A 25986-nucleotide genomic window follows, 5' to 3' on the forward strand; every position below is an offset into this window, starting at 1 on the left:
AGGCAAGGTTTTTTTGGTCTGGACACGAATGTAGGGAAAGGCTATCAATGCCACAAGAATAATATTTCGATACTTCCTTTGCCGAAAAGGCAACCCTTGGAGGCGCCGATGCAACTGTATGGCGTGCAGTCCACAGCACTGCGCTATTTTCTCGAAGTCGCGCGATGCGGGTCGATCAGCGAAGCCTCATTGCGGCTGAATGTAGCGGCATCAGCGGTGAGCCGACAAATTTCCAAGCTTGAGGTGGCTCTGGATGCCAGCCTGTTTGAGCGTCGTGCCCGGGGCATGGTGCTCAGCGAGGCGGGGGCGCGATTGGCGGCCTATGCGCGCAAGTCGCAGCTTGAGGCCGAGCAGGTGGTGCTGGAAATTACCGAGCTGCATGGCTTGCGGCGGGGCCATGTGCATGTTGCTTGCTCGGAAGGATTTGCACTGGAATACATGCCCAGGAGCATCAGCGCGTTCAGGCGTGAGTATCAGGGCATTCATTTCACATTGGAGGTCTGTGCGCCTGCGCAAGCAACTGAGAAAGTTCGTTCCGGCGAAGCCGATCTGGCGATGACCTTCAGCCTGACGCCGCAAAAGGAAATCAAGGTTGAACATGTCCTGAGCGGGGCGATTTTCGCCGTGGTCTCCAATTCTCATCCCTTGGCCGGGCGTGAAGCGGTCACCCTCGCCGAGTTGCAACCCTGGCCCATTGCGTTACCCAAGGCTGACACCACCATACGGCAGCTGTTTGACATCTGTTGCGGCGTACAGGGGTTGTTGTTCGACCCGGTGTTGACCACCAATTACGTTGCCGCGCTCTACAGCTTCGTCCGCGAAGAAGGCGTTATCAGCCTGGCCAGCGAAATGACCTTGCACAAGCAGGTGGCGGACAAGGCGCTGCAATGCGTGCCGATCCTTGATGAAGGCATGCAGGCACGCCGCATCGAACTGCAGAGCATGGCTGGGCGCAATTTGCCGGCAGCGGTTTCAGCGTTCAGGGATTTTTTGATTGCTGAGCTGGTGAAAGCCAAACGTCGCTGAACACCATCAGTAGGGCGTTGCCGCCGAGTTCAAGGGCAACGCGATTGATGGGCTTGCCGACCGTGGCGATGCGTCCGGTGTTACGTCCCTCATCCGTAGATGACCTGCGCACAGGTCAGTCCAGAAGTTCTGCTCTGTGCGCCAGTGCGGTCATGAGTTGTGAAAGATTGTCGGCAAGGGTGAGGATCTGCTGGCCCTGCACTTCATCCTGTTCGCTGTCGCGTTGCGAGGTCGGGCGCACGCAACTGATGCTACCCACGACTTTGCCGTCGCCATCGAAGATGGGCGCCGCCAGGCCGAAGACGTCAGCATCCACTTCGCTGATGCTCAGCACATATCCCTGGCGGCGCAGGCGCTGCAGCGAGCGTCGGAATTGCTCCCACGTCTTACCCAGGTTGCTGGATTCGACATCACTCGGGTTTTCCAGAAATATCCGGCTTTGGTGTCGCGAGCCCATATTGGCCAGAATGACTTTGGAAGTGGCGCCCATGAACAACGGTCTTGGCGAACCTCGTGAATAGCTCACCTGATTGGACAGATTGCCGGTTTGATGGACGCAGACCACTTGATCCTTGAACGATCGGCACACCAGCCATGCTTGCTCGGCGCCCCACTTTGGAAAGCTGGGCTCGAGTGCATGTGCGGCACGAACCAGCGGATCACTGACGCGCAGTTGGCGATCCCAAGTGATGATTCTCGCGCCCAGAGCGTAGCGCCCGGCCTCGACCTGAAACAGCAAATTGGCCTCGGCCAGTTCACGTACGTAACGGTAGGCGGTGGAGCGTGTGAACCCCAGCGCATTTCCCATCCCATCGACCGTCCAGATTGGATGGCGCTCGGTAAACAGGTCCAGGATTCGCAACATCCGCTCCAGGCTGGAGCCTTTGCTGTCAGCCAGGTGCTCGGTGTTGTCTTCGCAATCAAACGGTTTTTGCATGTCAGCGCTCGTCTACATTACTGGTGCGCAGGATACCAATTCGCTCGATTTCGATTTTGACGATATCACTCGGCTTCATCCAGGCCGGGGCGGCCGGCCGGAATGAACTGGAGGGGAGCACTTTGCCAGGGCTGGCAATAACCGGCAGAAAGCCGATTTCACTCAACCCCTGGCGGGCAGGTCTTTGAGCGCATCAGCGCCCGTTCGCTTTGTGAGCGTGTTGGTTGTTGCTTGCTTGCGGGGTCCAGTCGCAGCAAGGTAATCGCCGTCAGCGCGATGGCGCCCGGGATCAACGCTGCGATGAGGATCTCTGTCAAAACCCAGCCGGCCGCCAGCATCAAGCCTCCGCAAACAGGCCCTGTAATGGAACCCACGCGCCCGACGCCTAATGCCCAGCCGATACCTGTGGAGCGTATTTCCTGTGGGTACAACTCGGCGGCTAAAGCGTTAAGACCGGCCTGCGCGCCCTGTACCAGAATGCCCAGCGCCAGCATCGCGGGGAAAAGCGAATAAAGCGAAACCGGTAATTGGCTGAGCGCCAGCACGACCGCCAGGTAGCCCATGAACTCGAGGGTCAGCACATTGACCGAGCCCCAACGGTTCATCAGCCAGCCTTGTATCACTGAGCCGATCACACCTCCCAGGCTGAACAGAATAATCGCGCGGATCCCCATGCTTAGCGGTGCATGGGCTGCCACCAGCAGTGTCGGGATCCAGCTCATGATGAAGTACAAAATCAGCAGGTTCATGGCGTACGGCAGCCAGAGTAACAGTGTGCGACGCCACATGCCGGCGGTGAAAAGACGGCTCAGGGAAGTAGAGGAGGTTGCCTGTTGACGCGGACGGCCAAGGCTGGCGGGCAGTTCAGCGAGATCGGGTGCGAGCCGCTTGATGATAGCGCTCAGGGCAGGGCGACTGCCGGGCTTGCGACTGAGGAACTCAACCGACTCCGGAAGCCGCCGTGCCACGACGCCGGCGACCAGCAAGGGCAGCGCGCCACCAATCAGGAAAAGGTTTTCCCATCCCCAGGTGGCGAGGAGTTGGTCGACTGTCAAACCTGCCAGCATCGCGCCCAGTGGCATGCCACAGAACAGCAGTGTGACGGCACTGCGCGCATAACGCCGTGGGCTGTATTCAGAGATCAGCGCCACCAGGTTGGGGATCGCGCCGCCAAGACCTATACCGGTCAGGAAGCGCACGACCAGCAATTGCGGAACGCTGTTAACAAAAGCGGTCAGTAACGCGAATGTGCCGAACAACAGGATCGACAGCACCAGAATCTTCTTGCGCCCCAGGCGGTCCGCCATAGGGGCAAGTAGCAGGGCGCCGAGCATCAAACCCAATAAACCTGCCGCGAACACCGGGGCCAGGGCTTGGGGCGTCACGTTCAAGGTCGAAGCCATGGCCGTCACCAGGAATCCGACGATCTGGGTATCGAACCCGTCAAGCACTGCAACCAGTACGCAGAGGGCGAGCAGCTCCCATTGCAAGCGACTGACAGGCCGGGCGTCCACTACGTCGCAGAGGATATTGCTGGGGGTAGGTGTGTGCATGAACGTACCTCTTATTGTTTTTATTGTCTGGGGCAGGCAGGTGTCCTCGACTACGGCCAAATCTATTACTAAGCAAAAATCCTGTAAAGACAAAATACTGCAAAATCCCAAATTGCAGGAAATATGTAGTTTTTTATTTGATGGCTCGACCGCGGGCGCCGTTCCTGGCGTGATCTGCCGCATCGGGCTGTTGCCCGAAGAGGGAGCGGTGTGGGAGTTGGCCCTGGTTATCGTGCTCTATAAATGCGAGCCAAAATCTTCACTCGGTTTTGAGGCGCGTTGAGGAACAGTGCATTCCTTCGCCCACCCTTTGGGCACTCCATGATGTGGACGAACTTTCTGGGTATGTCCATAGCCGCGTAGCTCTGATTGGCGATGCTGCTCACGCCATGCTCCCCCATCAAGGTGCCGGCGCAGGGCAGGGACTTGAAGATGCTTGGTTTCTCGCACGCTTACTGGCTGATCCGCAGGTTCAAAGCAGGTCACGAGGGGCGTTGGTGCGGTAACCCAACGACACCAACACGTCTAAAATGAGTGGAATGAGCGTAGATCGTGATACCGCAGTTTTCTTCGTTTACACCCAATCTATTTAAGTACCATCTCGTGGTTCGGACCTGCTGGAGTTTGCATTTCTCAGGCCGCAAAAGCGTTCTCATCCGCGCCCGTACTTTTTCTTGTACAAAGTCGTCCTCGATATGCCCAACTGTCGAGCTGTGGCACTTATGTTGCCGCCATTAACCTGCAAAGCACTTTCAATTGCGCGTTGCTGCGTCTGCCTCAGATCCATCGGCGCTTTTGTAGGCGATGGCGCAACCGACAGTAATAGGCCCTCAAGCATGATCATCATGTCATTGCCTGCAAGGGCACTCGCCAATCGAAGGGTTTGCTCTAACTGACGAATATTTCCCGGCCAGGCCTGTTCTTGCAGTGCCAGCAACGCATCTGGATGCAGTGGTGGGGCGTCGAAACGCTGGCGCAGCCGTTCCACTAACACGGCGAAATCAGTGCGCTCACGCAGCGCCGGTAGGGTAATAGCCAGGCCATTGAGGCGGTAATACAAATCTTCGCGAAACGCCTTGTGAGCGATGCGTTCAGCCAGATTACAGTGGGTGGCGCTGATCAGTCTGACGTCCAAGGGGGTGCGCACGGCGCTACCCAGACGTGATATTTCTCGCTCTTGAAGCACCCGTAGCAAGCGGGTTTGAAGGGCGAGCGGCATGTCGCCGATCTCGTCCAGCATCAAAGTGCCGCCGTTGGCGGCGGCAAGTTGCCCAGCGTAGCCGCCTTTGCGCGCACCGGTGAAGGTGCCTTCGGCATAGCCGAAGAGTTCGGACTCAATCAGGCTTTCCGGAATTGCGGAGCAATTGATCGCAACGAAGGGCGCTTCAGGATGCAAATGCTCGTGCAGCGCACGAGCGAAGACTTCCTTGCCGGTGCCGGTTTCACCCTGCAGCATAATCGGCACGCCAGCGGCGAACGCCTTGTGTGCTTGTGCCAGTTGCCGGTTAACAGTGGGGTCTGTGCCCATAGGGGTCGACAATTGCGGACTTGAGACGATGATCTTGGATTCCGGTAACAGCATCTTGGCGTATAAACGCGAGCCATCCGTGAGGGTTAGCTGTTGGGCGTGCTCCGCGCTGGCGACGGTTCGGGTTTCAAACAACTGCTCGATGTGGCACTCGATTGGGGCGAATTGCTCTAGCCCCAACAGGCGTTGTGCGGCGCGATTGGCGTTACAAATACGCCCTCTGGGGTCGATCGCGATCAGTCCTTGCAACGGGGTGCCCAGCAGACGCCGATCATGCTGGAGAGACAGGATCTGGCAGTTCTTTAGCGTGCCAAATAGCAGATTTTCAGCTGCCATAGCAGCATGGCTCAGCTGCTCCAGGACCGCTGCAATCTGCCGTTCGCCAGTGCCCGTGATATCAAGCCCGCCGATGAAGTCCCCGTTCAAGCCGCGAATGGGGACACTTGCGCAGAATATGTTGCCGAAGTCGTTGAGATAATGCTGGTTGCCAATCAGCACCGTCGGGGCACAGGTGGCAATGGTGCAACTGGGTGCCGTAGTTCCGAGATCCGCCTCCTGGATTCGCCGACCGACCTGCAGCTCGCGTAGAGGTCCATATAACTCAGGCGCCTGCCTGGCGTGGACGATAACCCCTTGCGGGTTGACGCAGAACAATGTCCACGAGGCCCCGCCTATTTGCTGCCATAACCGATCGATCTGAGGCCCGACATACTCAGCCAGTGAACGATCGTTGTCGTTCAGCGGGATCAGGCTCTCAGGGCCCGCTCGCCAATGGTCTGACGGCAGCAGGCCGCTTGCACGTGAGCGAAACCACGATTCGGCTACGACGGGGGGAACCAGACCGACAGGCAAGTCTGCGCCTTCACTGAAGCGCCTACGGGCATGGAAAAGGCGTTGCTGGTCGACCAAGGCGTGGGCATCCATTAAAGACACCTCTAATAATTATAGGGATTACTGCTCGGACCACACAGCATAGGCAGGGCCCGCGATAGCCACTGATTTATACCCAACGACCAGCAAGGTCAATATCTGCATAACAATCAGAACACCAACAGCGCACGCAAATTAATACCAACGTCCTCCTGAAAGCCACCGACAGCTCGCACGTCGTGGGTCAATTGCGCGCTAAGTTGGACGGTGCGTCCGACCATCTGTTGAAACTCCATTCGTACCTGCTGAACCTCGGTCTTCTGCCCTGTGTAATCACCGTCCAGATATTGCTTACCGCCGATGCTGGCGCTGTAGCCGAGGGCCATGCGCTGCGTCGGATTAAAGTCATAGCGCAGATTGCTCTGCACCTGGTAGGTAGGGTCCTGTTTGAGCGTCTGATTTCCAGTGCCTGCATTAGCGTTGTGACCATAGGCTACGACATCGCCGTACAGCTCCATGCCCAGTTTGCCCCACAGCGGTTCGACCCAGCCCAGCTGCAGGTCGCCTTTGTAACGGTTTTCGCCCAGGTTCAGCGCGTCGTGACGATCGTAGTTGCCCCAAGGCAGGTAGAGCAAAGGTGTAATGCCGAAGTAGCGACCGCTGACGCCGGCCTCTGGCTGGTTAACCAACCAGAAGGTCGCGCCCAAAATAGGGTCGGCCAAGCCACTGGCACTGCCCAGCGCATGCCCACCGATACGCGCGTCGTAGACATGTCCAAACGGCAGGAGAATCTGTGGGTCGACCGTGATTCCGCCAATCTCGGTGAAGTGGATCAGACGCAGGATGCTGATATTGGATTTCAGGCTGGTCTGACGACGGCTGTCTCCGGCCCCGTCCGTATCGTAGCGGTCGGAATGACTGTATTGCTGATACCAGGCCGCGACACTGGTGCCAGCGGGAAGGGCTGTATAATCGCCAACATTGACGTCGACTGCCCAGGCGGGGGTGGAACCCAGGGCGAGCGCCATGGCGCCCACGTAAACGCGAGATATAAGTCGCATGTTCGACTACCTTTCTTGTTTTTATTTGCGTGATATGGCCCGGAGCATCACTGCTCCGGGTCAAAAGGTTATGGCGCGATGCGAATGATCGGCTTGAGCGTTATGCCTTTCTCGCTGTCCTCAGCGGCCTGGTTGATCTCGTCGAAGCGGTAGAATTTCACCAGCTTGTCGAAGGGGAAGCGGCCCTGCAGATAAAGGTTCACCAGTTCCGGGATGAACTTCTTCGGCACGCTATCGCCTTCGACGATGCCGCGAATGGTCTTGCCGCCCAGCAGCAGATCATTGACGTCGAACTCGGCGGTGGTGCCTAGCGCGGGTGCGCCAACGACGCCGAGGCTGCCGCGACTGCCGAGTGCATCGACGGCTAGACGCAGCACCGCCGGACGCCCCGTAGACTCCAGGGCAAAATTGACACCGCCGCCCGTGATCTCGCGGATGGCCGCTACCGGGTCAGTGTCCTTGCTATTGATGACATGGGTCGCACCCAACTCCGTGGCCAAGGTCAACCGTGACGGCACCACATCCACGGCAATGATGGTGGTGGCGCCCGCGACCCGTGCAGCGAGTACTGCGCTCAGGCCCACCGCCCCCCGCCAAACGCGGCGAAGCTGCTGCCGGGGGTGACCTTCAGCGAGTTGATTACCGCCCCGGCCCCGGTCTGGATCCCGCAACCGAGCGGGCCGAGCAATTCAAGCGGTGCTTGGCGACTGACTTTGATCGCGTTGTTTTCACGACTCAGTGCAAAGCTGGCAAACGACGATTGGGCGAAAAAGTGATCGTTCAGACGGGATCCCGCCTCATCCTGCAACGCGCTGCCGCCCTCCGGATCGCCACCACTGAAGTTACGGCCAAAAAACTCCTGGCAGTAGGACATGTGCCCGGCACCGCAAGACAGGCATTGGCCGCAATAGCCGTAGGTGAGCACGACATGGTCGCCCACTTGCAGGCCCTGGACAAGCGGGCCGACGGCCTCGACGATGCCTGAGCCTTCGTGGCCCAGTACCGCCGGTAACGGCACGGGGTAGTACTGGTCGCGGACGATCATATCGGTGTGACACATGCCGGTGGCAACGATACGTACGAGTACTTCATCGCCCCGCGGTTCTCGAATCCGCGCATTTTCCAGCACGAAGGGCGCACCTTTACCACGGGTAATAGCAGCAGTTATGGGGCGGTAGACTTGGGTACTCATTATTTTTATTCTCCTGGTTTTAAAGCGGATAAGCCGGTGCTTCACCTTTAACGGTGAGCCACTGCCATTGTGTGAATTCTTCCCAATTGGCTGGCCCGCCAATACTGGTCCCGTTGCCGGAGGCGCCCACGCCACCGAACGGATTAACCACTTCGTCGTTTACTGTCTGGTCGTTGATGTGCAGGAGGCCGACTCTAAGCTGCTCGCCTAGTTTCAGCGCACGGCCAACGTTCTGAGAAAGAATGGCGGCCGACAGTCCATACTCGGTGTCATTGGCCAATTCGATGGCCTCGGCATCAGTGTCAAACGGCACGACCACGGCCACAGGGCCGAAAATCTCTTCGTGAAACGCCGGGTTGTCGCGGGTCACACCGCTGAGTACGGTGGGTTTGAAGAACAGTCCCTCCGATGTGCCTCCTGCCGCCAGCGTCGCACCTGCCTGCACGGAGGCATTGACGACATGCAGCGCATGGTCACGTTGCTGCTGATTGATCAAAGGCCCCAGATGTACCTGCCCACTGGCGGGGTCGCCAACCACAAGGCTGTTGGCCTTGGCCACCAACTTTTCCAGCAGGCGCTCGTAAATGCCCCGTTGCACCAGCAGGCGGCCCGTCGACATGCAGATTTGCCCCTGATGCAGATAGACGCCCCAGGTGGCATTGGCCAGGGCCAGCTCCAGGTCGGCGTCGTCCAGCACAATGAGGGCGTTTTTTCCGCCCAGTTCCAAGGAGACTTTTTTCAGGTTACGGCCCGCGGCCTCACCGACCTTGCGACCGGCACCGGTGGAGCCGGTGAACTGAATCATCGCCACGTGCGGATCGCTGGTGAGCGCGGCGCCGGCTTCCGCTCCTCCTGGTAAAACGTGCAACAGGCCCATCGGAAGACCTGCCAATTCGAAGATCCGGGCGATGACAAAACCGCCGCATACCGCCGTACGTAAGTCGGGCTTAAGCACCACACCGTTGCCTGTCGCCAGGGCTGGGGCGACCGCGCGGATGGCCAAGTACAAAGGGAAGTTGAACGGCGAAATAACCCCGACCACGCCTAGCGGTCGACGGCGAGCAATGCTTAAACGCCCAGCGCTTGAGGGCAACACCTCGCCTTGGCTTCGAGACGGCATGGCCGCGCTCTCATGGAGCACCTTGATGCTAAGGCTAGTTTCAAACTCCGCCTTGGGCCGCGTGGAACCACTTTCCTGAATCAGCCATTGCACGATGGCCTCAAAATTGTCCTCTGCGGTTTTTGCAGCCCGGCGTAGTACGGCCGAGCGCTCGTCGTAGTGCAATTGGAACCATGCGTTTTGCGCGAGGCTGGCCGCCTGGGCTGATTGCGCCACTTGGCGGGCATCAGCGCAGGCCAGGCTACCGAGCGTGTGGCCCGTCGCCGGTTCCAGCACATCTGCAGAGCTGGCCGTCGTCGTCCAAGTGCCCGTGAACAGCCTGTTATTCCACAGCGCCGCAGGGAGGAAATCACTTTGTAATTCGCTGCTCATATCGAGGGTGCCCTTGTCAGACCTGATTCGTGGGTGTGTGGTCATCTGACAGCAGGGGACGTGCCAAAACGATACTTAAATCGCAACTTATTGTTTTAAAAGGAAATTATTAAAATAAGTTTTACGTCTTACCGATCCACTGTTCAGAATCTGGACGCTTCGCTATGGGCATGCGTCCATTTTCTGAACACTCAAGCCAACTCAGAAATTCCAAGCAATTCCAGGCACGCCTTCAATACGGTCGATTTATCGCCTGCCCGATAACTGACGACGATTGGAGAGCTCACGCTGGCATCCAGCAGCGGTGTGTAGCCGATGTCGTCTCGGTGCAGGCGCTGCACCGAGGCAGGCACCAGCGTGATCCCCACGCCCGCGGCCACCAACCCAATTGCAGTCTGCAGTTCGTTGGCCATTTAAGCCAAATGGATGCTTAAGCCGCGCAGGGCAAAACATGGTCGGCATAACTTGGACGGGGGCTGCCGGATAGAGAATGAACGGTTCAGCGGCCAATTGCTGAAGGCTCACCGGCGCGCCCAATAGCGCATGTCCGGCGGGCAATGCTGCAACCAGCGGGTCTTGGTGAACCACTTGCTGAATAATGGACGGAGCATCGAACAGTAAGCGACCGAAGCCGATCCCTAGCCACCGCTTGCTGCCCGATGCGACACGGCGGGTGTCCTCGCACACGCGATCGAGTTGAGTAAGCAACAAGTTGGAGTGCTCCTGAAAAAACGCCCGGCCTCGGTCAATCGCAGGGGCCTGCTGCGGTCGAGTAACGCCACGCCAATCTCGCATTCCAGTTGCTGGATCTGCCGACTCAACGGTGGCTGGGCGATGTGCAGTTCTTCAGCCGCGCGGGTGAAATTCAGGGTGCAGGCCAGCACCCTGAAGTAACGCAAATGGCGCAGTTCTATGATACCTCCAAGGTATGGCGAGAGACTTATTCAATATTGGACGGGCCATTTAGCGGAGGTCAATCTTTGATGAAGAACAAACACAATGCACACGGAACGCTCATGACTGCTATCGCCATCGAACGCTTCGATACCCATATTGTTGATTTACCGACCCTCCGCCCGCACAAACTGGCCATGCACACCCTGCAAGGCCAGACCTTGGTGATCCTGCGCATCTACTGCAGTGACGGCATTGTCGGCGTCGGCGAAGCCACCACCATTGGCGGCCTGGCATATGCCGGAGAAAGCCTGGAAAGCATTAAGGTCAACCTCGACAAGTGGTTCGCACCGCTGCTGACCGGCCAGGATGCCAGCGCCAGCGTGCGCGTCGATATCAATCAGGCCTGGAGTGAAGCGGTGGCAGTACGCGCTTGCCATTTGCTGGCCGATGCCGGGGGCGACATTGTCGCGCCATGACCGGGCCGGCAGGGTGCGTCTGAGTGCCCATAGTCCTATTCCGTTGATGGCGGATGAGGCGATTGAGTCAGTGTCCGACAGCTTTGCCTTGGCCCAGATGGGCGCCGCCTCGATCTTTGCCCTGAAGATTGCCACGTATGGCGCGCTTTGCCCGCCGCTGATCATCTTCAAATAAACAGGAATCCACGCCATGCTTTTTCAGGTACGCATGACCGTCAAGCTACCTACCGACATGCCAGTCGAGAAGGTGAATAAGCTCAAGGCGGATGAAAAGCAATTGGCCCAGCACCTGCAACGAAAGGGCATCTGGCGCCATCTCTGGCGCATTGCTGGGCTTTACGCCAACGTCAGCATCTTCGACGTTCCGGATAATCAAGCGCTGCACGATACCCTGATGCAGTTGCCGCTTTACCCGTTCATGGAGGTCGAAGTCACAGCCCTGTGCCGACACCCATCTTCGATCCACACCGACGACCGCTGAGTTCATCCAGTCAGCAACACGTAAATCGACAAAAACAATGAATTGATGAGGGTAAGCACCATGACCGTACGTATTTCCCAAACCGCTGAAGTGCAGCAATTTTTCGAAGGCGCAGCGGGCTTTGATCAACCGGCTGGCAGTCAGCGAATGAAGAACGTGATGCATCGCGTGCTGAATGACACCATCAGGATCATCGAAGACCTACAGATCACCCCCGAAGAGTTCTGGAAGGCCGTCAATTACCTCAACGATCTTGGCAACCGTCAGGAAGCCGGGTTACTGGTCGCAGGCCTGGGGCTTGAGCATTACCTTGACCTGCTGATGGACGCCGAAGACGCGCAGGCCGGGCATGTCGGCGGCACCCCACGCACCATCGAAGGTCCGCTTTACGTGGCTGGCGCTCCCCTGTCGAAGCACTACGCGCGGCTGGACGATGGCCAGGATCCCGGCACGGTATTGTTCATGACCGGTCAGGTTCGCGGCACCGATGGCGCGCCGCTGAGCAACTCCACCGTCGACGTTTGGCACGCCAACACCGGGGGCACGTACTCATACTTCGACCCCTCGCAATCGGAGTTCAACCTGCGCCGTCGCATCCAGACTGACGCCGAAGGCCGCTACCGCTTCCAGAGCATCGTGCCGTCCGGCTACGGTTGCCCGCCAGATGGTCCGACCCAGCAATTGCTTGACCAACTGGGGCGCCATGGTCAGCGTCCGGCGCATATTCATTTCTTTATCTCGGCGCCTGGCCATCGTCACCTGACGACGCAGATCAATCTGGCTGGGGACAAATATCTGCACGACGACTTCGCCTACGCGACCCGAGACGAGCTGATCGCCGAGATTCGTTTCACCGAGGATGCCAACGGTCCGCGTGCAGATATCGAATTTGACTTTGTTTTGCAGCCGACCGCCGCGGCGGAAGATGAACGTCGGCATGAACGGGTAAGGGCATTGGAAGTCTGATCAGTCATTGCCGCCCGAGCCTGCGTAGCGTTTGCTGGCGGGGGCTTTGTGGCTTCTATCCGGCCTTGCATAAAAGAATAAGAGAGGCGCAGACATGACCGTGTTATTGACTGAGCGCAGTCAGATTTTCGACCGCGCAGATGCCTATGCAGTGTCCGACTACGTTAACCAGCATGTGGGCAGTCACCATATTCGCCTGCCGCCCAAAGGCCACCCCCGGGCGAGTATCAGCCATCGCAACTTTTCGAGTCTGGACTTGTGTCGCATCAGTTATGGAGCCCCGGTGCAGGTCATCTCTGAGGCGCTGGAGACGATCTATCACTTGCAGATCCTACTTCACGGTCATTGTCGATCGGTGGCCTGGGGAAGGGAGCAGATTTTCCGTGCGGGCGAGGTATTGCTGATCAATCCGGATGACCCGGTCGATCTGACCTATTCCGCCGACTGCGAGAAATTCATCGTCAAATTGCCTGTCAGGCTGCTCGAAAACGCCTGCCTGGAGCAGCACTGGGTGCTTCCCCAGCAGGGCATTCGTTTTGTTGCCGAGCGCCATCAACTCAGTGCCATGAGTGGCCTTTTACAACTGCTGGGTTTGATTTGCCACGAGGCCGAGAACACAACGCAAGGTGAGGTTCAGGCGCTGTACGAACGGATTGTCGCGAACAAACTGCTGGCGCTATTGGGCAGCAACGTTTTGCGGGTTGTCCCCCGAACTGAAGGCGGCGGCGGATTTGATCGGGTGCGACAGTTCATCGAAGAGCATCTGACCGAGGACATCAGCATCGAACAGCTCATGGTCGTGGCGCGGGTCAGCGAGCGTTCGCTGTATAAATTGTTCGAGCGTCAGGTCGGCCTGTCCCCCAGGGACTACATGCGCCAGTGCAAGCTGGAACGGGTGCATACAGAGCTGCAAATGGCAGCCGCGCGAAGCGTCACCGAAGTTGCGCTTGATTATGGTTTTCTGCATTTGGGGCGCTTCTCTGAAGCCTACCGCAAGCGTTTTGGCGAACTGCCTTCGCAGACCTGGCGGCGCCAGCGTCAGCAGGTTGCGCCAGGCGGATAGTGATTTGCAGTCATCGGATATTGTTGGGGTAGGCGAGCACGTAGGGTGAGGGGGCCTGATACAAGAATAACCGAGGGCCTACCCCATGATCAGCACTCTCGACAGACTCGCCCGTCAACTCAGCGAATCCGTTCAGGAAGATCCCGCTACTGGGGTTTTCCGTTGCCGCCGTGACATCTTCACCGACACCGAACTGTTTGCGTTGGAGATGAAGCATATTTTTGAAAGTGGTTGGGTGTACCTGGCGCATGAAAGCCAGGTGCCAGAAATCAACGACTACTTCACCACCTACATCGGTCGTCAGCCCGTCGTTGTCACTCGCGACAAGCAAGGGGCACTGCACGGGCTGGTCAACGCCTGCGCCCACCGCGGCGCTATGCTGTGCCGCCGCAAGCAGGGCAACAAGGGTTCGTTCACCTGCCCGTTCCACGGATGGACCTTCAGCAACGCCGGCAAGCTGCTCAAAGTAAAAGACGCCAAGACCGGTGCCTACCCCGACAGCTTCGATTGCGACGGCTCTCACGACCTCAAACGTCTGGGCCGTTTCGAAAACTATCGCGGCTTTTTGTTTGGCAGCCTCAACGAAGCGGTTCCGGAACTGAGTGATTACTTGGGCGAAACCCGGGTCATCATCGACCAAATGGTCGACCAGGCACCGCAGGGGCTGGAGGTCCTGCGTGGTAGCTCGTCGTATGTATACGACGGTAACTGGAAGCTGCAGATCGAAAACGGTGCAGACGGTTATCACGTCAGCTCAGTGCACTGGAATTACTCGGCAACCATGGGGCGGCGTAATTATGAGGCCCAAGGCACGCGTGCCGTCGATGCCAATGGCTGGTCGAAAAGTCTTGGTGGCGTGTATGCGTTCGAGCATGGCCACATCCTGCTGTGGACCCGCCTGCTTAACCCCGAAGTCCGACCGGTGCATGCCCATCGTGCAGCGCTCGCCGAGCGCCTCGGGCAAGAACGTGCGGATTTCATTGTCGATCAGACCCGCAATCTTTGCCTGTACCCCAATGTCTACCTGATGGATCAGTTCTCCACGCAGATCCGTGTGGTGCGGCCAATCGCTGTAGATAAGACTGAAGTGACGATCTACTGCATGGCGCCCAAGGGCGAGAGCGCTCAGGAGCGCACAACCAGAATTCGCCAGTACGAAGATTTTTTCAACGTCAGTGGCATGGGCACGCCCGATGATCTCGAGGAATTTCGTGCGTGTCAGACCGGCTATCAAGGCGCGACGACCCTGTGGAACGACCTCAGTCGCGGTGCCAAGCAATGGATCGAAGGCGCTGACGACAATGCCCTGGCCATGGGCATGAACCCTCAGCTCAGCGGCGTGAAAACTGAGGACGAAGGCTTATTTGTGCGTCAGCACGCGTACTGGGTGACCAGCCTGCAACGAGCGATCGAGCTGGAAAAACAGGGCCTGATTGCGACTGACAAGGAGGCACTGTCATGAGCATTTCCCGTGAGAGCCTGCTGGCTTTTCTCTACCGCGAAGCGCGTTTGCTGGATGACCGCCAGTGGGACGAATGGCTGGAATGCTACTCGCCAAAGGCCGAGTTCTGGATGCCTGCGTGGGACGATCACGATACGCTAACGGAGGACCCGCAGAGCGAAATCTCGTTGATTTATTACCCCAGTCGCGACGGCCTGGAAGACCGGGTGTTTCGCATCAAGACCGAACGTTCCAGTGCCAGCACCCCAGAGCCGCGCACTGCACATTTCATCACCAACCTCGAAGTGCTCGCTGAAGACGCCGGGCATGTGGAACTGCGCTTTAACTGGCAAACCCTCAGCCATCGCTACAAGACCACGGATACGTATTTCGGCACCTCGTTCTATCACCTGGATATCAGTGCGCAACAGCCGCTGATCACGCGCAAGAAGGTGGTACTGAAAAACGATTACATCCATCAGGTCATCGACATCTATCACGTCTGAGGACAGACCCATGAAGTATTCCATAGCGCTCAATTTTGAGGACGGGGTGACCCGTTTCATCGACTGCAAAGTAGGTGAAAAGGTGCTGGACGCGGCCTTTCGGCAGCGCATCAATCTGCCCATGGACTGCTCGGACGGGGTTTGCGGTACCTGCAAATGCCGATGCGAAACCGGCGCCTATGACCTAGGTGACGACTACATCGAGGACGCGCTGAGTGAGGATGAAGCGCAAGAGCGGCAAGTGTTGACCTGCCAGATGGTGCCTCAATCAGACTGCGTTCTCGCCGTGCCGGTCCCTTCCAGCACGTGCAAGACCGGCACCGGCCGTTTCTCTGCCAGTATCACCCGCATTACTCGCCATGCCGATGCAGCGCTGGAAGTCAGTTTCGAACTGGATCAGGCGCCGGTTTTCCTACCCGGCCAATACGTCAACATTGACGTGCCGGGCAGTGGACAGACGCGCTCGTATTCATTCAGCAGTCGCCCGGGAGAAAAACACGCGAGCTTTCTGATCAAGCAAGTGCCCAACGGGCTGATGAGTAGCTGGCTGGAGCGCGCTCGGGAATCCGAGGAAGTCTCAATGACTGGACCATTGGGTAGTTTCTATCTTCGTGAGGTCACTCGACCGCTGCTGTTCCTGGCCGGCGGAACCGGGCTTGCGCCGTTTCTGTCAATGCTCGAAGTGCTCGCCGAACGTGATGAAATTCAGAAGGTATCGCTGATCTATGGCGTGACCCGGGATCAGGATCTGGTGATGGTCGAGGCCCTGAAAGCTCTCACTGAGCGCTTGCCCAATTTCAGCTTCGTCACCTGCGTTGCCGATCCTCAGACCTTCCATCCTCAGCAAGGCTATGTCACCCAGCACATGACCGCTGACATGCTCAACGGTGGCAACGTTGACGCGTATCTCTGCGGACCACCACCGATGGTCGACGCGGTGCGACAGTACTTCAAAGATCAGGGCGTCGTCCCAGCCAACTTCCATTATGAGAAGTTTACGCCCAATGCAATTGTTAGCGGCGACGCCGACCGAGGGCAGTGAAATGAACCCACGTTTCAAAGCAAAAGTTGCGCTAGTGACCGGCGCAGCCCAGGGCATTGGCCGGCGTGTCGCCGAGCGTTTGTTGGAGGAGGGCGCGTTCCTGGTCGCCGTCGACCGTTCTGAACTCGTTCATGAACTGCAGCATGACCGTGCGCTGACCTTGACCGCTGACCTGGAGCGGCACGCAGAATGCGCGCAGGTGATGGCCACGACCAAAGCGCGTTTTGGGCGCATTGATATCCTGATCAACAACGTCGGCGGAACGATCTGGGCCAAGCCCTTCGAGCACTACGCCGAGAGTGAAATCGAATCCGAAGTGCGCCGCTCTCTGTTCCCCACGTTGTGGTGCTGCCACAGCGCGCTGCCCTACATGCTCGAACAGGGCACCGGCGCCATCGTCAATGTTTCATCAATCGCCACACGGGGCGTGAATCGGGTGCCGTATGGCGCAGCCAAGGGCGGCGTTAACGCACTGACTGCCTGCCTGGCGCTGGAAACTGCCGGCAGTGGCATCCGCGTCAATGCTACCGCGCCAGGCGGAACTGAGGCTCCACCGCGCCGTATCCCGCGTAACAACCAACCGCAAAGCGAACAGGAGCGGATCTGGTACCAGCAAATCGTCAATCAAACCATCGACAGCAGTTTGATGAAGCGCTACGGGACCGTTGATGAGCAGGCGGGCGCAATTCTTTTCCTGGCCTCGGACGAGGCTTCCTACATTACGGGCGTGACGTTGCCGGTGGGAGGCGGCGACTTAGGCTGACTCAGCGGTAACATCTGCGGATCTCACATATACAACAAAAATAATGAGACTAACGCCATGAAAACTTATCTACGTACCTGGTTTTGCCGTAATTAAACTTTGCTATGGTTTTTTGGTGTTGTTCTATGCGCGTCGCAGGATGTATTTGCTAATAATGGCGTGATGTTGCCCGGCTACGGTTCACTCCCTAGAACTTTTCAGCGCGGATGAGGGCGTAGCCCAGGTAAGCGAACAGGCCCACGGCACATAAGCCGCTGGCGACATAAATGAAGGTCAGTGTGAGCACGGTGTAACTCCCCTTGTTGAAGAAGCGGGGGAGGTTATGCGCTTGGGTATCAAGCCCGGGCACTGATTACAGGGGGCGGTATTAAGACGGTATATAGATGAGTGATTGCCGGGCGAACGAAAACAAGGGATAGCCCGGGGGTGGGGTATCCCTTGAAAGTCTGGGGCTCTGCTGATTTCAGTGATCAGCTTATTTGGCTTTCTTTTTCTTTTCGCCGCGGGTGGCGAGGTGCTCGAAGCAAAACGCGGCGGTGCCGAAGAGCGCAATCATTGACAGGACGACCATGCCTAAAGTTGAACTTTCCACGATGACTTCCTACGGGTTTTGGGGGTAGGAATTGACGGTAGAGGGTGGGGGGGTAGTTGCTCAATAGGGACGACGGAATCGTTATGGGGAAGTTGGGATTTATACGGGTTCTTTACGGGCCGGGGGGAGGGTACATATCCGTTGCTGCGGTAACGGCGGCTGGCGGTTCCGCTCTTACAGCGGGTCACTTTTGGCAAACGCCCGGAATGCCGGCCCAGCCAAAAGTAACCAAAAGGTCTTTGCCCACCACTCGGTGCCTCGCTTCGGCCAGCGTGGTTGACGGGGCCTGTCAGATCAAAAGCAAAAGCACGGCGGCCTGAAAGCCGACCTGAGTGGTAGAAGCAAAAGCACAGCAACACACTTCTATCTGATGCACAGAGCTCCAAATGTGGGAGCGAGTTCAGCCGCCAGCACCGCACTGCTTTTGCTTTTCTGTGGGAGCTGGCTTGCCTGCGATGCAGACACCTCGGTCCAGCAGGTACACCGGGTTGATGCCATCGCAGGCAAGCCAGCTCCCACATTTGATTGAGTTCAGCTTTCAAGATCAGGTCGGCTGTCAGGCCGCCTCGGCTCCGCTTCTACCACTCAGGTCGGCTTTTGATCTTGATCTGCTTTTGAGCTCAGGCACACCGAAGCGTGAGCGAGGTGCCGAGTGGTGGGGCAAGAGCCCTTTGGTCACTTTGGGGCTTTTCCAACGTGACCCGCCGTAAGGGCGCAACCCATACCCGACACCTCACAAATTACGACTATGCCGATAGTCGCTCACAGCCTCATACACCGCCTTACGCAACCGATTAATCCCCCCAATCGGCCGGTGCGCCTCCAGCCCAAACCACGGATTAAACGACTGGTTATCACAAGCAAGATTCAACGCCGGCGTATCAAAATCCTGCGCCTCAACCCGCACGTTCGCCACGGTCTCATACGGCGCATCGCTCTCCTTCCATTCAATGCTGGTGTCTTCAATCGGCATGAATTTCTGTGGATTCTGCCGCTGAACCTGCAACACAAAACACGCCGGCACACGGTCGGTCGACAGCTGCTGGCTCAAGGCACTGCGCAGAAAGTTCGGCAGGTCCTGGTTCTGCTTGGGCAACACATACTCAGGGCAACTGAGCGGGTCAGGCGCTACGCGAAACTTGGCATTGGCTGCGCCGAACTTGTAGGGCGACACCGAAAAGTAAGTCGTCTGCGTCGGGCTGGCCGGGGCAGGCGACAGTGTGGCCAGCGCGATAAACAAATGGCGCACCTGCCAGCTGCGCGGGTCTGCCTTGGGAAAGAACGCCAGGACCTTCTTGCCGTCGGCCTGGGCGCCGATGTTTTGCGCATACTCCGCCACATCGCTGACAAAGAAATTCGGATGGCTGAACATCACGAAATCCTGTTCGGTGCGCGCCTGCTGATCCGCCATCAACTGTTTGCCCGGAACATCCAGCAACTTGATCGCCATGCCCCGCGCATCGCGGATGCTGTCGAATTGCGGATAAGCATTGCCATTGGACAGGCGCATCAGTGCCTGCCAGGTTTTGCCCGGCTCGGCGAACACCCCTTGGCGCAATGCCGGGTCAAGATCCGCCACTACGCTGACTTGCGCCTTCACGCAGCCGTGAGCCTTGGCATGCGCATCGCGCAGGTAGCGCGTGCCTTCGCGGTGCTGATCGACGATGCGCACGGCCGTCTGAATGATGCCCTGGGTCATGGCCGCTTCACCGGGCGGGATCTGCTCGTCCGTCGACACCGGGCCGCTGTGCTGCCAGGCAAACCAGGCGGCAGCGATCAGCCAGCCCAGCAGCCCCAGGCCCACCAGCCATAACAGGGTTTTACCCAGAAACGCGCCGAGGCGCAGCCACAGACGCGCGAGCATCGAAGATTCCTTGTAGTCAGATCGGATATTCATGGCAACTGTTGCTCCAGCGGGCCGCCCAGTACTTTGAGGTATTCCAGCAGCGCCCAGCGTTCCTGCGGTTGCAGGCCGCGGCCGATCACGCCATTGCCACGTTGGCCGGCGCGAAACTCGTGGCCGCTGTTGTGATTGCCGGTGACTTTGGTATCGAACAGGAAGCCATTCTTGAACGCCTGCGTTTCAAAGCCCAGGTGGCGCGGGTCGTAGGCGAACGTGCCTTTATAGAAAGTGGTGCTGCGCTCGTCCTGAGGCGAGAGCAATTGGTAGATCGTCGGCACCGAGCCGTTATGCAGGAAGGGCGGCGTGGCCCACACGCCGGCCAGTGGCCGCGCTTTGTAGGCACGCACCTCGCGCACACCGATAGGCAGGCCGAAACCGTCCAGGCCTGGCCGCTCGGCCGGGGTCACGCCGGCGGCGCGGTAAGCGTGGTCTTCGACAAAGGCGGTGACGTAGGCCAGGCCTTGCGCCACCGACATATTGTGCAGGTCCAGCGGCGCGGTCGGCGTGGGGTGCAGTTCGACGTTGAGCCTGGCCAGTTCCGCCGGGTCCCATTGCAGCGCGCTGAGGTCGTAGCGTTGGTCGGCGATGTTGCTGGCGGTGCCAGGGTCGGTGCCGATGTATTCAACGGGGAGCATTTTCAACTGCTGCACCGGGCGGCCATTGACCTGGCTGACGGCGGGCACATGGCAACCGGCGCAGTTCTCGGCGAACAACCCGCGGCCCTGGGCGGCGAGGGGTTTGTCGATGGCGCCGAACAAGTCTTCCGGCCAAGTGGGCGGCTTGAGGCGTTGCAGGGTTTCTTCGATCAGGTTGAGGTCACGCACGCGCACGCTGGAAGGGTAGCGCGCTTCGCCTTGAAGGGGCTGGCCGGCACTGTCGAAGAAGTCCAGTGTCGCGCCGACGCCGAGGGCTTCGCCGATGTTGCGCGCCATGGGTTGCTGGGCCGAACCGTTCCATTGCACCCAGTCGAAGGTCCAGATATCCCACAGGTGCGGGTAGTCCACCGGAGCATTGGCAACGCGGTAATTGTCCGGCGAGATTGCGTCGCCAAAGCTGGCGTTGGCGATGCGGCCAAACGCGTCGGTACGGCCCGGGCCTTCTTCGGTGGGGTAGAGGCCGCGGTGGGTGTCATTCCAGGCGACTTTGAGGAACTGGTTGAGCGACCGTTTGAAGTCCTGACGCAGCTGGCCATGTTCGGCGTCGTATCGTTCCCCCAGCACCTGGCGGGCAAAGCGCTCGAATTTCCACGGGTTGTAATAGGTGGCGGCCAGGCTGGCCACCAGTGCCTGGCCGAAGCTGCCGCCGCGCAAGGTGGGCACGCTGGAGGGCAGCACGTGCTGGGCCGAGCCACCATCAATGCGCAGAGCCTGGCCTTTGAAGTGCAGCTCGCCGGTGTGGCAGGCGGCGCAGGTGATATCCAGGTATTCAACCGCGCTGCCGGCATTCTGATGGCGGGCAAAACCGACTGGCAGATTGCCGGGGTTCTGCGCGGTGGGGACCTGCTTGGGGTCGACCAGAAAACCAAAGCGCGCCAGGTACTCGGGCGTGGCAAAACGCTGTTCGGAGAACGGCAGCTCCAGGGCGGTGAACCAGTCGTAGTGCAGGCCTTTCACTTGAGTGCCCTGAGGCGTGAAGTAGTAGGTCTGGCGATCGGCGGCACTCCATTGATCCTGGTAGCGCACCTGCTGCACGGGCACGTAGTCGGGCAGCTTGGGGTTGATGGTGTAATAGAGCACGACGGCCAGCAGCAGGCCGAGTGCGAGCAATATCAGAAGCAAAACACGGGAAAAAATGCGCAAGATAACTATCCTTGTCGAGTTGTCGCGTTGTTATGCCACTACGCCATAGGTGCGGCAAGTGGCCATGAGCCTGGTTGCAGGCAGTCCCGCGATCCGTCGCGGGCCTCCATCATGAATGAAAATGCTTTTAAACACGTGAACTTATCGGAAGTTTCCTGCTCACATGCCGGTAGCCATTGGTCGTGGCCGCCTGATAAGCTCGCGACTTTACTCGAATGCCCTTTTGGCGCACGAACAAGGAAATAGCATGAAACAGCATCGGTTGGCGGCGGCGGTGGCCCTGGTTAGCCTGGTACTTGCGGGTTGTGATTCGCAGACCAGCGTAGAGCTGAAAACCCCGGCGCAGAAAGCTTCCTACGGTATCGGCCTGAACATGGGCAAAAGTCTTGCCCAGGAAGGCATGGATGACCTGGACTCCAAAGCGGTAGCCCAAGGCATCGAAGATGCCGTCGGCAAGAAAGAACAGAAGCTGAAAGACGACGAACTGGTTGAAGCGTTTGCCGCACTGCAGAAGCGTGCAGAAGAACGTATGACCAAAATGAGCGAAGAGTCGGCAGCCGCCGGCAAGAAATTCCTCGAAGAAAACGCCAAGAAAGACGGCGTAGTGACCACTGCTTCCGGTCTGCAGTACAAGATCGTGAAGAAGGCCGACGGCGCTCAGCCTAAGCCGACCGACGTGGTGACTGTTCACTACACCGGCAAGCTCACCAACGGCACGACCTTTGACAGCTCCGTTGATCGCGGTAGCCCGATTGACCTGCCGGTCAGCGGCGTGATCCCGGGTTGGGTCGAAGGCCTGCAACTGATGCACGTTGGCGAGAAGGTCGAGTTGTACATCCCGTCTGACCTGGCCTACGGCGCTCAGAGCCCGAGCCCGGCGATTCCAGCCAACTCCGTGCTGGTATTCGACCTGGAACTGCTGGGCATCAAGGACCCAGCCAAGGCTGAAGCCCCTGACGCACCTGCTGCTCCAGCCGCCAAGAAGTAATCGGCGCCTGAACAGACAACGCCCCGTTTCGACGGGGCGTTGTCGTATCTGCGGCCCGGCAAATCCGCGTGATTCCACACCCCACGTAAATTCAAACGAACCCCTGCAAGCTGAAACAGTCTGATATAAGACTCGAGCACGGGTAGCCGCACATCAACGCCAAGTCAATGAAATCTTGGGTTTTTTTTATGTGCGCAAAAAACGCCCGATCTGACTGCAAGCCTTGTAGTCCGTGGCTTTCAGCCGATAAAACAGGCTCTGTTCACAAGGTTATCCACAATTTGTGTGGATAACCTTTTATGTCGCCTGGAACTGGAGTGACAGATGAAACCACCGTTCAATTTCACCCGTTTTTTGCCCATGGCCGCGCGTCTGCTTGGCCGTGGGCGTTTGCCAACCCTGCTGTTTGCCGTGGCCGCAAAAGGCTCAAGCCAGGGCAACCGCCTGGGTAAGCTCAAGGATGATCTCAAATTGCTTCAGGCCCTGTGCCTGGCCTACTGGCGCGGCGAATACCGGGCGATCAGCCCCAAGGCGCTGATTTCAGTGGTGGCGGGCTTGATGTACTTCCTCAGTCCGATTGACGCGATCCCGGACTTTATCCCGGTATTTGGCATGCTCGATGACATCGCGGTGCTGGCATGGGTCATGAAGACCCTGGACGGCGAACTGAGCGCCTTTCGCGCCTGGCGTGACGCCCAGCGCCCGGAAAAGCTCGCAGTGGTTGAGCGCCTGCCTGCGACGCCTGCGCTGCTGGCTGAGGAAAACCCGCAAAAAAACTGATCACACGGCTATCCCCCTGCGACCTTTGTGGCTGTTAGGATTACACTCCTAAGGAAAGAGCTTACTTAGTGAGTGTTGTTATCCTACGGGGCAGTCATGGATATTCAGATAATTTCACGCAATGGCGAACCCGAGTACGCGGTGTTGCCATGGGACCAGTATCAGGCGCTACTAAAAGCCGCCGGTCAGCAACAACCAGCACTCCCTCCTTCTTCTGACGCTCAGGTCGCTCCCGATCAGGCTTTGCGCCCGCTCGCGGACCTGCGCGGCCTGCGTGAAACCCGGGGACTGGCCATCGAAACCCTGGCCCGCACCGTGGGTATCAGCCCCTCGTATCTCGGATTGATTGAAAGTGGTGAACGCCAGCCGGATGCCGCCATTCGCCGCAGCCTGGCCTGGGAATTGGGCGTTGCAGGTTGGAGGGATGAATCTTGAGCCTACGTATCAGCCGTCAACACTGGGATGGACTACTCAACGAACTGGATCAGGCGCGCCGCCAGCGTCACCTGCTGACCTACCGCGCGTTGCTGGAGCGTCTGCAATTTCCCACGCCGGCCATGCAGACCCTGGCCGCCGCCCTTGAGCACCTGGCCGCGCTGGACGCCAAGGCCGAGCAGCCGTTGCGCAGCTCACTGGTGATCAGCCAGGGTGCCAGCCGCCTGCCGCGTACCGGTTTCTTCGAATGCGTGGAGCGCCTGGGGCGTTTCAGCGGGCCGTCCGATGGCGTGGCCGCCGCCTCCTGGCACGCCTCGGAAGTAGTGCGCGTGTTCGAATACGATTACCCGGAGTCTGCCGAGGCCTAAAGCGCCTGGGCCAGCATGTCCATGCTGTCGATCACATGAATGCTGTAGCCCGCCACATCCTTGGCGTGGTGCTTGGCCTGCGAGGCCAGCTCCGCCAACTGGCTGGCATCGAGTTGCCCACAGGCCTGTGGATATAAGTGAACCACGCCGATCGACAGCGACAGCAAGGCGAACTCCTGACGCGCGCCCTGGCGGTTCAATGCCACAAAGCAGCCGGCGTCGAGGTGTTCAGCGCGGTAGAAGCGTCGGCACTGGGTGTGAAAATCATCCAGCAACTGGTTGAGGCGCTTGCGCCAATCCTGTGGGCCGAGCACCAGCAAAAAATCATCGCCGCCGATATGCCCGACAAAGTCGCGGCTGGGGTCAACCCGGTCGTTGAGGCATTGCGCCAGGCACAGCAAGACCTCATCCCCGCGCCCGTAGCCGTAGATATCGTTGAACGGCTTGAAGCTGTCGATATCCACGTAGCAGATCACTGACTCTCGTTGTTGCTGCAACAGCCGCGTCAGGCATTGCTGGATCGGCACGTTGCCCGGCAGCAGCGTCAGTGGGTTGGCGTAACGCGCCTGCTGGATCTTCAGCTCGGTGATCAGCTTGAGCACATCGATCACCCGCCCCAGGCCCAGGTAATCGCCATTGAGCGTGATGATGAAATCCTCTTCAATTCGTTGCCGTGCGCGGCTGGTCAGCAGGCGGCTGACTTGCTGCAGCGATTGGCTCAACTCAACCGCCAAAAAGTCATCGCTCATCAAACGGCTGATGGGCTTGCGTGCGAACAGATCGGTGGCGAAGGGCTTGAGCAGTGCGTCCGATAACGAATGCCGGTGCACGATGCCGACCGGGTGGCCACGCCCGTCCAGTACCGCCAGCGAATTGAGATTGGCCTGGCGGCGGAACGACTCCAGCACCTGGGCGGTGGCCGTGTCCTGATCCACTGCCGGTTGCTCGTTCAGCAGGGCACTGAGGTCGCTGCCTTCTTCGCTCAGGGCGAGATTGGCGTTGTCCTGCTTGGGCAGCATCAGGCGTGCTTCCTGGGGCGGCTGTTCCTGCGGGCGGCAGAGCAGGTAGCCCTGGACCAGGTCCACGCCCATCTCGGTCAACACCGCCAATTCTTCGGGTAACTCAATACCTTCGGCAATGACCTGTGCCCGCGACGCCCTGGCGATTTGCAGGATGGAGCCGACGAACTCTCGCTTGAGCGCGTCCTGATGGATGCCGTCGATAAAATGCCGGTCAATCTTCACGTAGTCCGGGCGCAGCTCCGACCACAACCGCAGGCTGGAATAGCCGGCGCCCAGGTCATCCAGGGCGATGGCGAAGCCCATGTCGCGGTAATGGTGCAGTGCGGTTTGCAGCAGATCGAAGTCGTCGGTAGGGGTCTGCTCGGTGAGTTCGATCACCACTAGGCTTGGGGGAATGCCGACGTCGCGCAGCAGTTGCAAGGTGCGCCCCGGTTGATGCGCGGTCTCCATCAAGGATTCCGGCGAGATATTCAGGAACAGCTTGCCTGGCAGTTTCTGTTCGCTGAACCGTCGACACGCGCTTTCGCGGCAGGCCATTTCCAGTTCACTGAGGCGCCCGATATGCCTGGCCACGGAAAACAGCGCGACCGGGGAGTGCAATGGGCTATTGGAGGGGCCACGGCTGAGGGCTTCGTAGCCGAGGATGCGCCGTTCGGACAGGCAAATGATCGGTTGGAACAGGCTGTGCAAACTGCCTTGAGCCAGGATAGAGCCCAATGCATTCAGCTGTTCGGTCATGGTCATGGCGATCTCGATCGAAAAAAAAGGACCGCGGGCTTGGCGCCTGCGGTCCTTCATTTCACGA

Annotated in this window: 22 protein-coding genes and 4 pseudogenes; 15 read left to right on the forward strand and 11 right to left on the reverse strand. The window is 58.7% G+C overall.

The genetic code is table 11. From position 1 onward, the window contains the following. Positions 1 to 108 precede the first annotated feature (108 nt). On the forward strand, positions 109 to 1026 hold the full coding sequence (locus AB5I78_RS09915; RefSeq protein WP_145166159.1) for a LysR substrate-binding domain-containing protein: 918 nt from the start codon (positions 109 to 111) through the stop codon (positions 1024 to 1026). 115 nt (positions 1027 to 1141) lie between these two features. Here AB5I78_RS09915 and AB5I78_RS09920 read toward each other — a convergent pair whose 3' ends face one another. Continuing rightward, entirely contained in the window at positions 1142 to 1963 is an 822-nt protein-coding gene (locus AB5I78_RS09920) for an IclR family transcriptional regulator (RefSeq protein ID WP_242193620.1), read from the reverse strand. A 158-nt stretch (positions 1964 to 2121) separates the two neighbouring features. Next, a complete protein-coding gene (locus tag AB5I78_RS09925; protein WP_369302643.1) occupies positions 2122 to 3516 on the reverse strand; it encodes an MFS transporter in 1395 nt (464 codons plus the stop codon). Here AB5I78_RS09925 and AB5I78_RS09930 point away from each other — a divergent pair. Further along, entirely contained in the window at positions 3515 to 3799 is a 285-nt protein-coding gene (locus tag AB5I78_RS09930) for a hypothetical protein (RefSeq protein WP_369302642.1), read from the forward strand. The two genes, AB5I78_RS09925 and AB5I78_RS09930, sit on opposite strands and share 2 nt — an antisense overlap. Further along, positions 3792 to 3995: pseudogene (locus tag AB5I78_RS09935) on the forward strand (FAD-dependent monooxygenase); the annotation flags it as partial. The gene AB5I78_RS09930 and the pseudogene AB5I78_RS09935, both read left to right, overlap by 8 nt. Before the next feature lie 173 nt (positions 3996 to 4168). Here the strand turns inward: AB5I78_RS09935 and AB5I78_RS09940 are convergent. The 5 genes and pseudogenes from AB5I78_RS09940 to AB5I78_RS09960 form a co-directional block, all read right to left on the reverse strand. Next, on the reverse strand, positions 4169 to 5968 hold the full coding sequence (locus AB5I78_RS09940; RefSeq protein WP_369302641.1) for a sigma-54-dependent Fis family transcriptional regulator: 1800 nt from the start codon (positions 5966 to 5968) through the stop codon (positions 4169 to 4171). Between the two features lie 116 nt (positions 5969 to 6084). Next, complete coding sequence (locus AB5I78_RS09945) at positions 6085 to 6942, reverse strand: transporter (RefSeq protein WP_256676538.1); 858 nt, start codon at positions 6940 to 6942, stop codon at positions 6085 to 6087. 101 nt (positions 6943 to 7043) lie between these two features. Further along, a pseudogene (locus tag AB5I78_RS09950) lies at positions 7044 to 8167 on the reverse strand (NAD(P)-dependent alcohol dehydrogenase). 19 nt (positions 8168 to 8186) lie between these two features. Continuing rightward, entirely contained in the window at positions 8187 to 9659 is a 1473-nt protein-coding gene (locus AB5I78_RS09955; RefSeq protein ID WP_369302639.1) for a benzaldehyde dehydrogenase, read from the reverse strand. Between the two features lie 191 nt (positions 9660 to 9850). After that, positions 9851 to 10573, reverse strand: a pseudogene (locus AB5I78_RS09960) (LysR family transcriptional regulator). A gap of 102 nt (positions 10574 to 10675) precedes the next feature. On the opposite strand from AB5I78_RS09960, the pseudogene AB5I78_RS09965 reads away from it, so the two are divergent. The 8 genes and pseudogenes from AB5I78_RS09965 to AB5I78_RS10000 all read left to right on the forward strand — a co-directional run. Further along, positions 10676 to 11174: pseudogene (locus AB5I78_RS09965) on the forward strand (enolase C-terminal domain-like protein); the annotation flags it as partial. 48 nt (positions 11175 to 11222) lie between these two features. After that, positions 11223 to 11513 (forward strand): muconolactone Delta-isomerase, encoded by a 291-nt coding sequence (catC, locus tag AB5I78_RS09970; protein WP_369302638.1) that lies wholly within the window; start codon positions 11223 to 11225, stop codon positions 11511 to 11513. Between the two features lie 60 nt (positions 11514 to 11573). Then, entirely contained in the window at positions 11574 to 12479 is a 906-nt protein-coding gene (gene catA, locus AB5I78_RS09975; protein ID WP_369302637.1) for a catechol 1,2-dioxygenase, read from the forward strand. A gap of 94 nt (positions 12480 to 12573) precedes the next feature. Further along, complete coding sequence (locus tag AB5I78_RS09980) at positions 12574 to 13542, forward strand: AraC family transcriptional regulator (protein WP_145166169.1); 969 nt, start codon at positions 12574 to 12576, stop codon at positions 13540 to 13542. An 85-nt stretch (positions 13543 to 13627) separates the two neighbouring features. Continuing rightward, positions 13628 to 15004, forward strand: coding sequence for a Rieske 2Fe-2S domain-containing protein (locus tag AB5I78_RS09985; protein ID WP_369302636.1), 1377 nt, complete (start codon positions 13628 to 13630; stop codon positions 15002 to 15004). Beyond that, complete coding sequence (gene benB / locus AB5I78_RS09990) at positions 15001 to 15489, forward strand: benzoate 1,2-dioxygenase small subunit (RefSeq protein ID WP_145166171.1); 489 nt, start codon at positions 15001 to 15003, stop codon at positions 15487 to 15489. Before AB5I78_RS09985 ends, benB begins: the two co-directional genes overlap by 4 nt. Positions 15490 to 15499: 10 nt before the next feature. Further along, on the forward strand, positions 15500 to 16531 hold the full coding sequence (gene benC, locus AB5I78_RS09995; protein ID WP_369302635.1) for a benzoate 1,2-dioxygenase electron transfer component BenC: 1032 nt from the start codon (positions 15500 to 15502) through the stop codon (positions 16529 to 16531). Between the two features lies 1 nt (position 16532). Beyond that, on the forward strand, positions 16533 to 17294 hold the full coding sequence (locus tag AB5I78_RS10000) for a 1,6-dihydroxycyclohexa-2,4-diene-1-carboxylate dehydrogenase (RefSeq protein ID WP_145166173.1): 762 nt from the start codon (positions 16533 to 16535) through the stop codon (positions 17292 to 17294). A gap of 187 nt (positions 17295 to 17481) precedes the next feature. Here AB5I78_RS10000 and kdpF read toward each other — a convergent pair whose 3' ends face one another. From kdpF to AB5I78_RS10015, 3 genes are all read right to left on the reverse strand, one after another. Next, complete coding sequence (gene kdpF, locus AB5I78_RS10005; RefSeq protein WP_053255293.1) at positions 17482 to 17580, reverse strand: K(+)-transporting ATPase subunit F; 99 nt, start codon at positions 17578 to 17580, stop codon at positions 17482 to 17484. 1039 nt (positions 17581 to 18619) lie between these two features. Then, positions 18620 to 19783, reverse strand: coding sequence for a catalase family protein (locus tag AB5I78_RS10010; protein ID WP_369302634.1), 1164 nt, complete (start codon positions 19781 to 19783; stop codon positions 18620 to 18622). Beyond that, entirely contained in the window at positions 19780 to 21588 is a 1809-nt protein-coding gene (locus tag AB5I78_RS10015) for a di-heme-cytochrome C peroxidase (RefSeq protein ID WP_369302633.1), read from the reverse strand. Before AB5I78_RS10015 ends, AB5I78_RS10010 begins: the two co-directional genes overlap by 4 nt. Before the next feature lie 247 nt (positions 21589 to 21835). Between AB5I78_RS10015 and AB5I78_RS10020 the strand changes: the two genes are divergently transcribed. From AB5I78_RS10020 to AB5I78_RS10035, 4 genes are all read left to right on the forward strand, one after another. After that, a complete protein-coding gene (locus AB5I78_RS10020; protein ID WP_053255296.1) occupies positions 21836 to 22576 on the forward strand; it encodes an FKBP-type peptidyl-prolyl cis-trans isomerase in 741 nt (246 codons plus the stop codon). A 324-nt stretch (positions 22577 to 22900) separates the two neighbouring features. Then, the gene (locus tag AB5I78_RS10025) at positions 22901 to 23356 is read left to right on the forward strand and encodes a YkvA family protein (RefSeq protein ID WP_058420139.1); all 456 of its coding nucleotides are present in this window, start codon (positions 22901 to 22903) and stop codon (positions 23354 to 23356) included. 96 nt (positions 23357 to 23452) lie between these two features. Further along, positions 23453 to 23791, forward strand: a complete 339-nt coding sequence (locus AB5I78_RS10030; protein WP_119735601.1) for a helix-turn-helix transcriptional regulator — start codon at positions 23453 to 23455, stop codon at positions 23789 to 23791. After that, a complete protein-coding gene (locus AB5I78_RS10035; RefSeq protein WP_010565198.1) occupies positions 23788 to 24159 on the forward strand; it encodes a hypothetical protein in 372 nt (123 codons plus the stop codon). Before AB5I78_RS10030 ends, AB5I78_RS10035 begins: the two co-directional genes overlap by 4 nt. On the opposite strand, the gene AB5I78_RS10040 is transcribed toward AB5I78_RS10035, so the two are convergent. Then, a complete protein-coding gene (locus tag AB5I78_RS10040; protein WP_262210699.1) occupies positions 24156 to 25925 on the reverse strand; it encodes a bifunctional diguanylate cyclase/phosphodiesterase in 1770 nt (589 codons plus the stop codon). The two genes, AB5I78_RS10035 and AB5I78_RS10040, sit on opposite strands and share 4 nt — an antisense overlap. Positions 25926 to 25986 lie beyond the last annotated feature (61 nt).

It is taken from the genome of Pseudomonas sp. N2-3-1-14, assembly GCF_041228395.1.
Lineage (GTDB): Bacteria > Pseudomonadota > Gammaproteobacteria > Pseudomonadales > Pseudomonadaceae > Aquipseudomonas.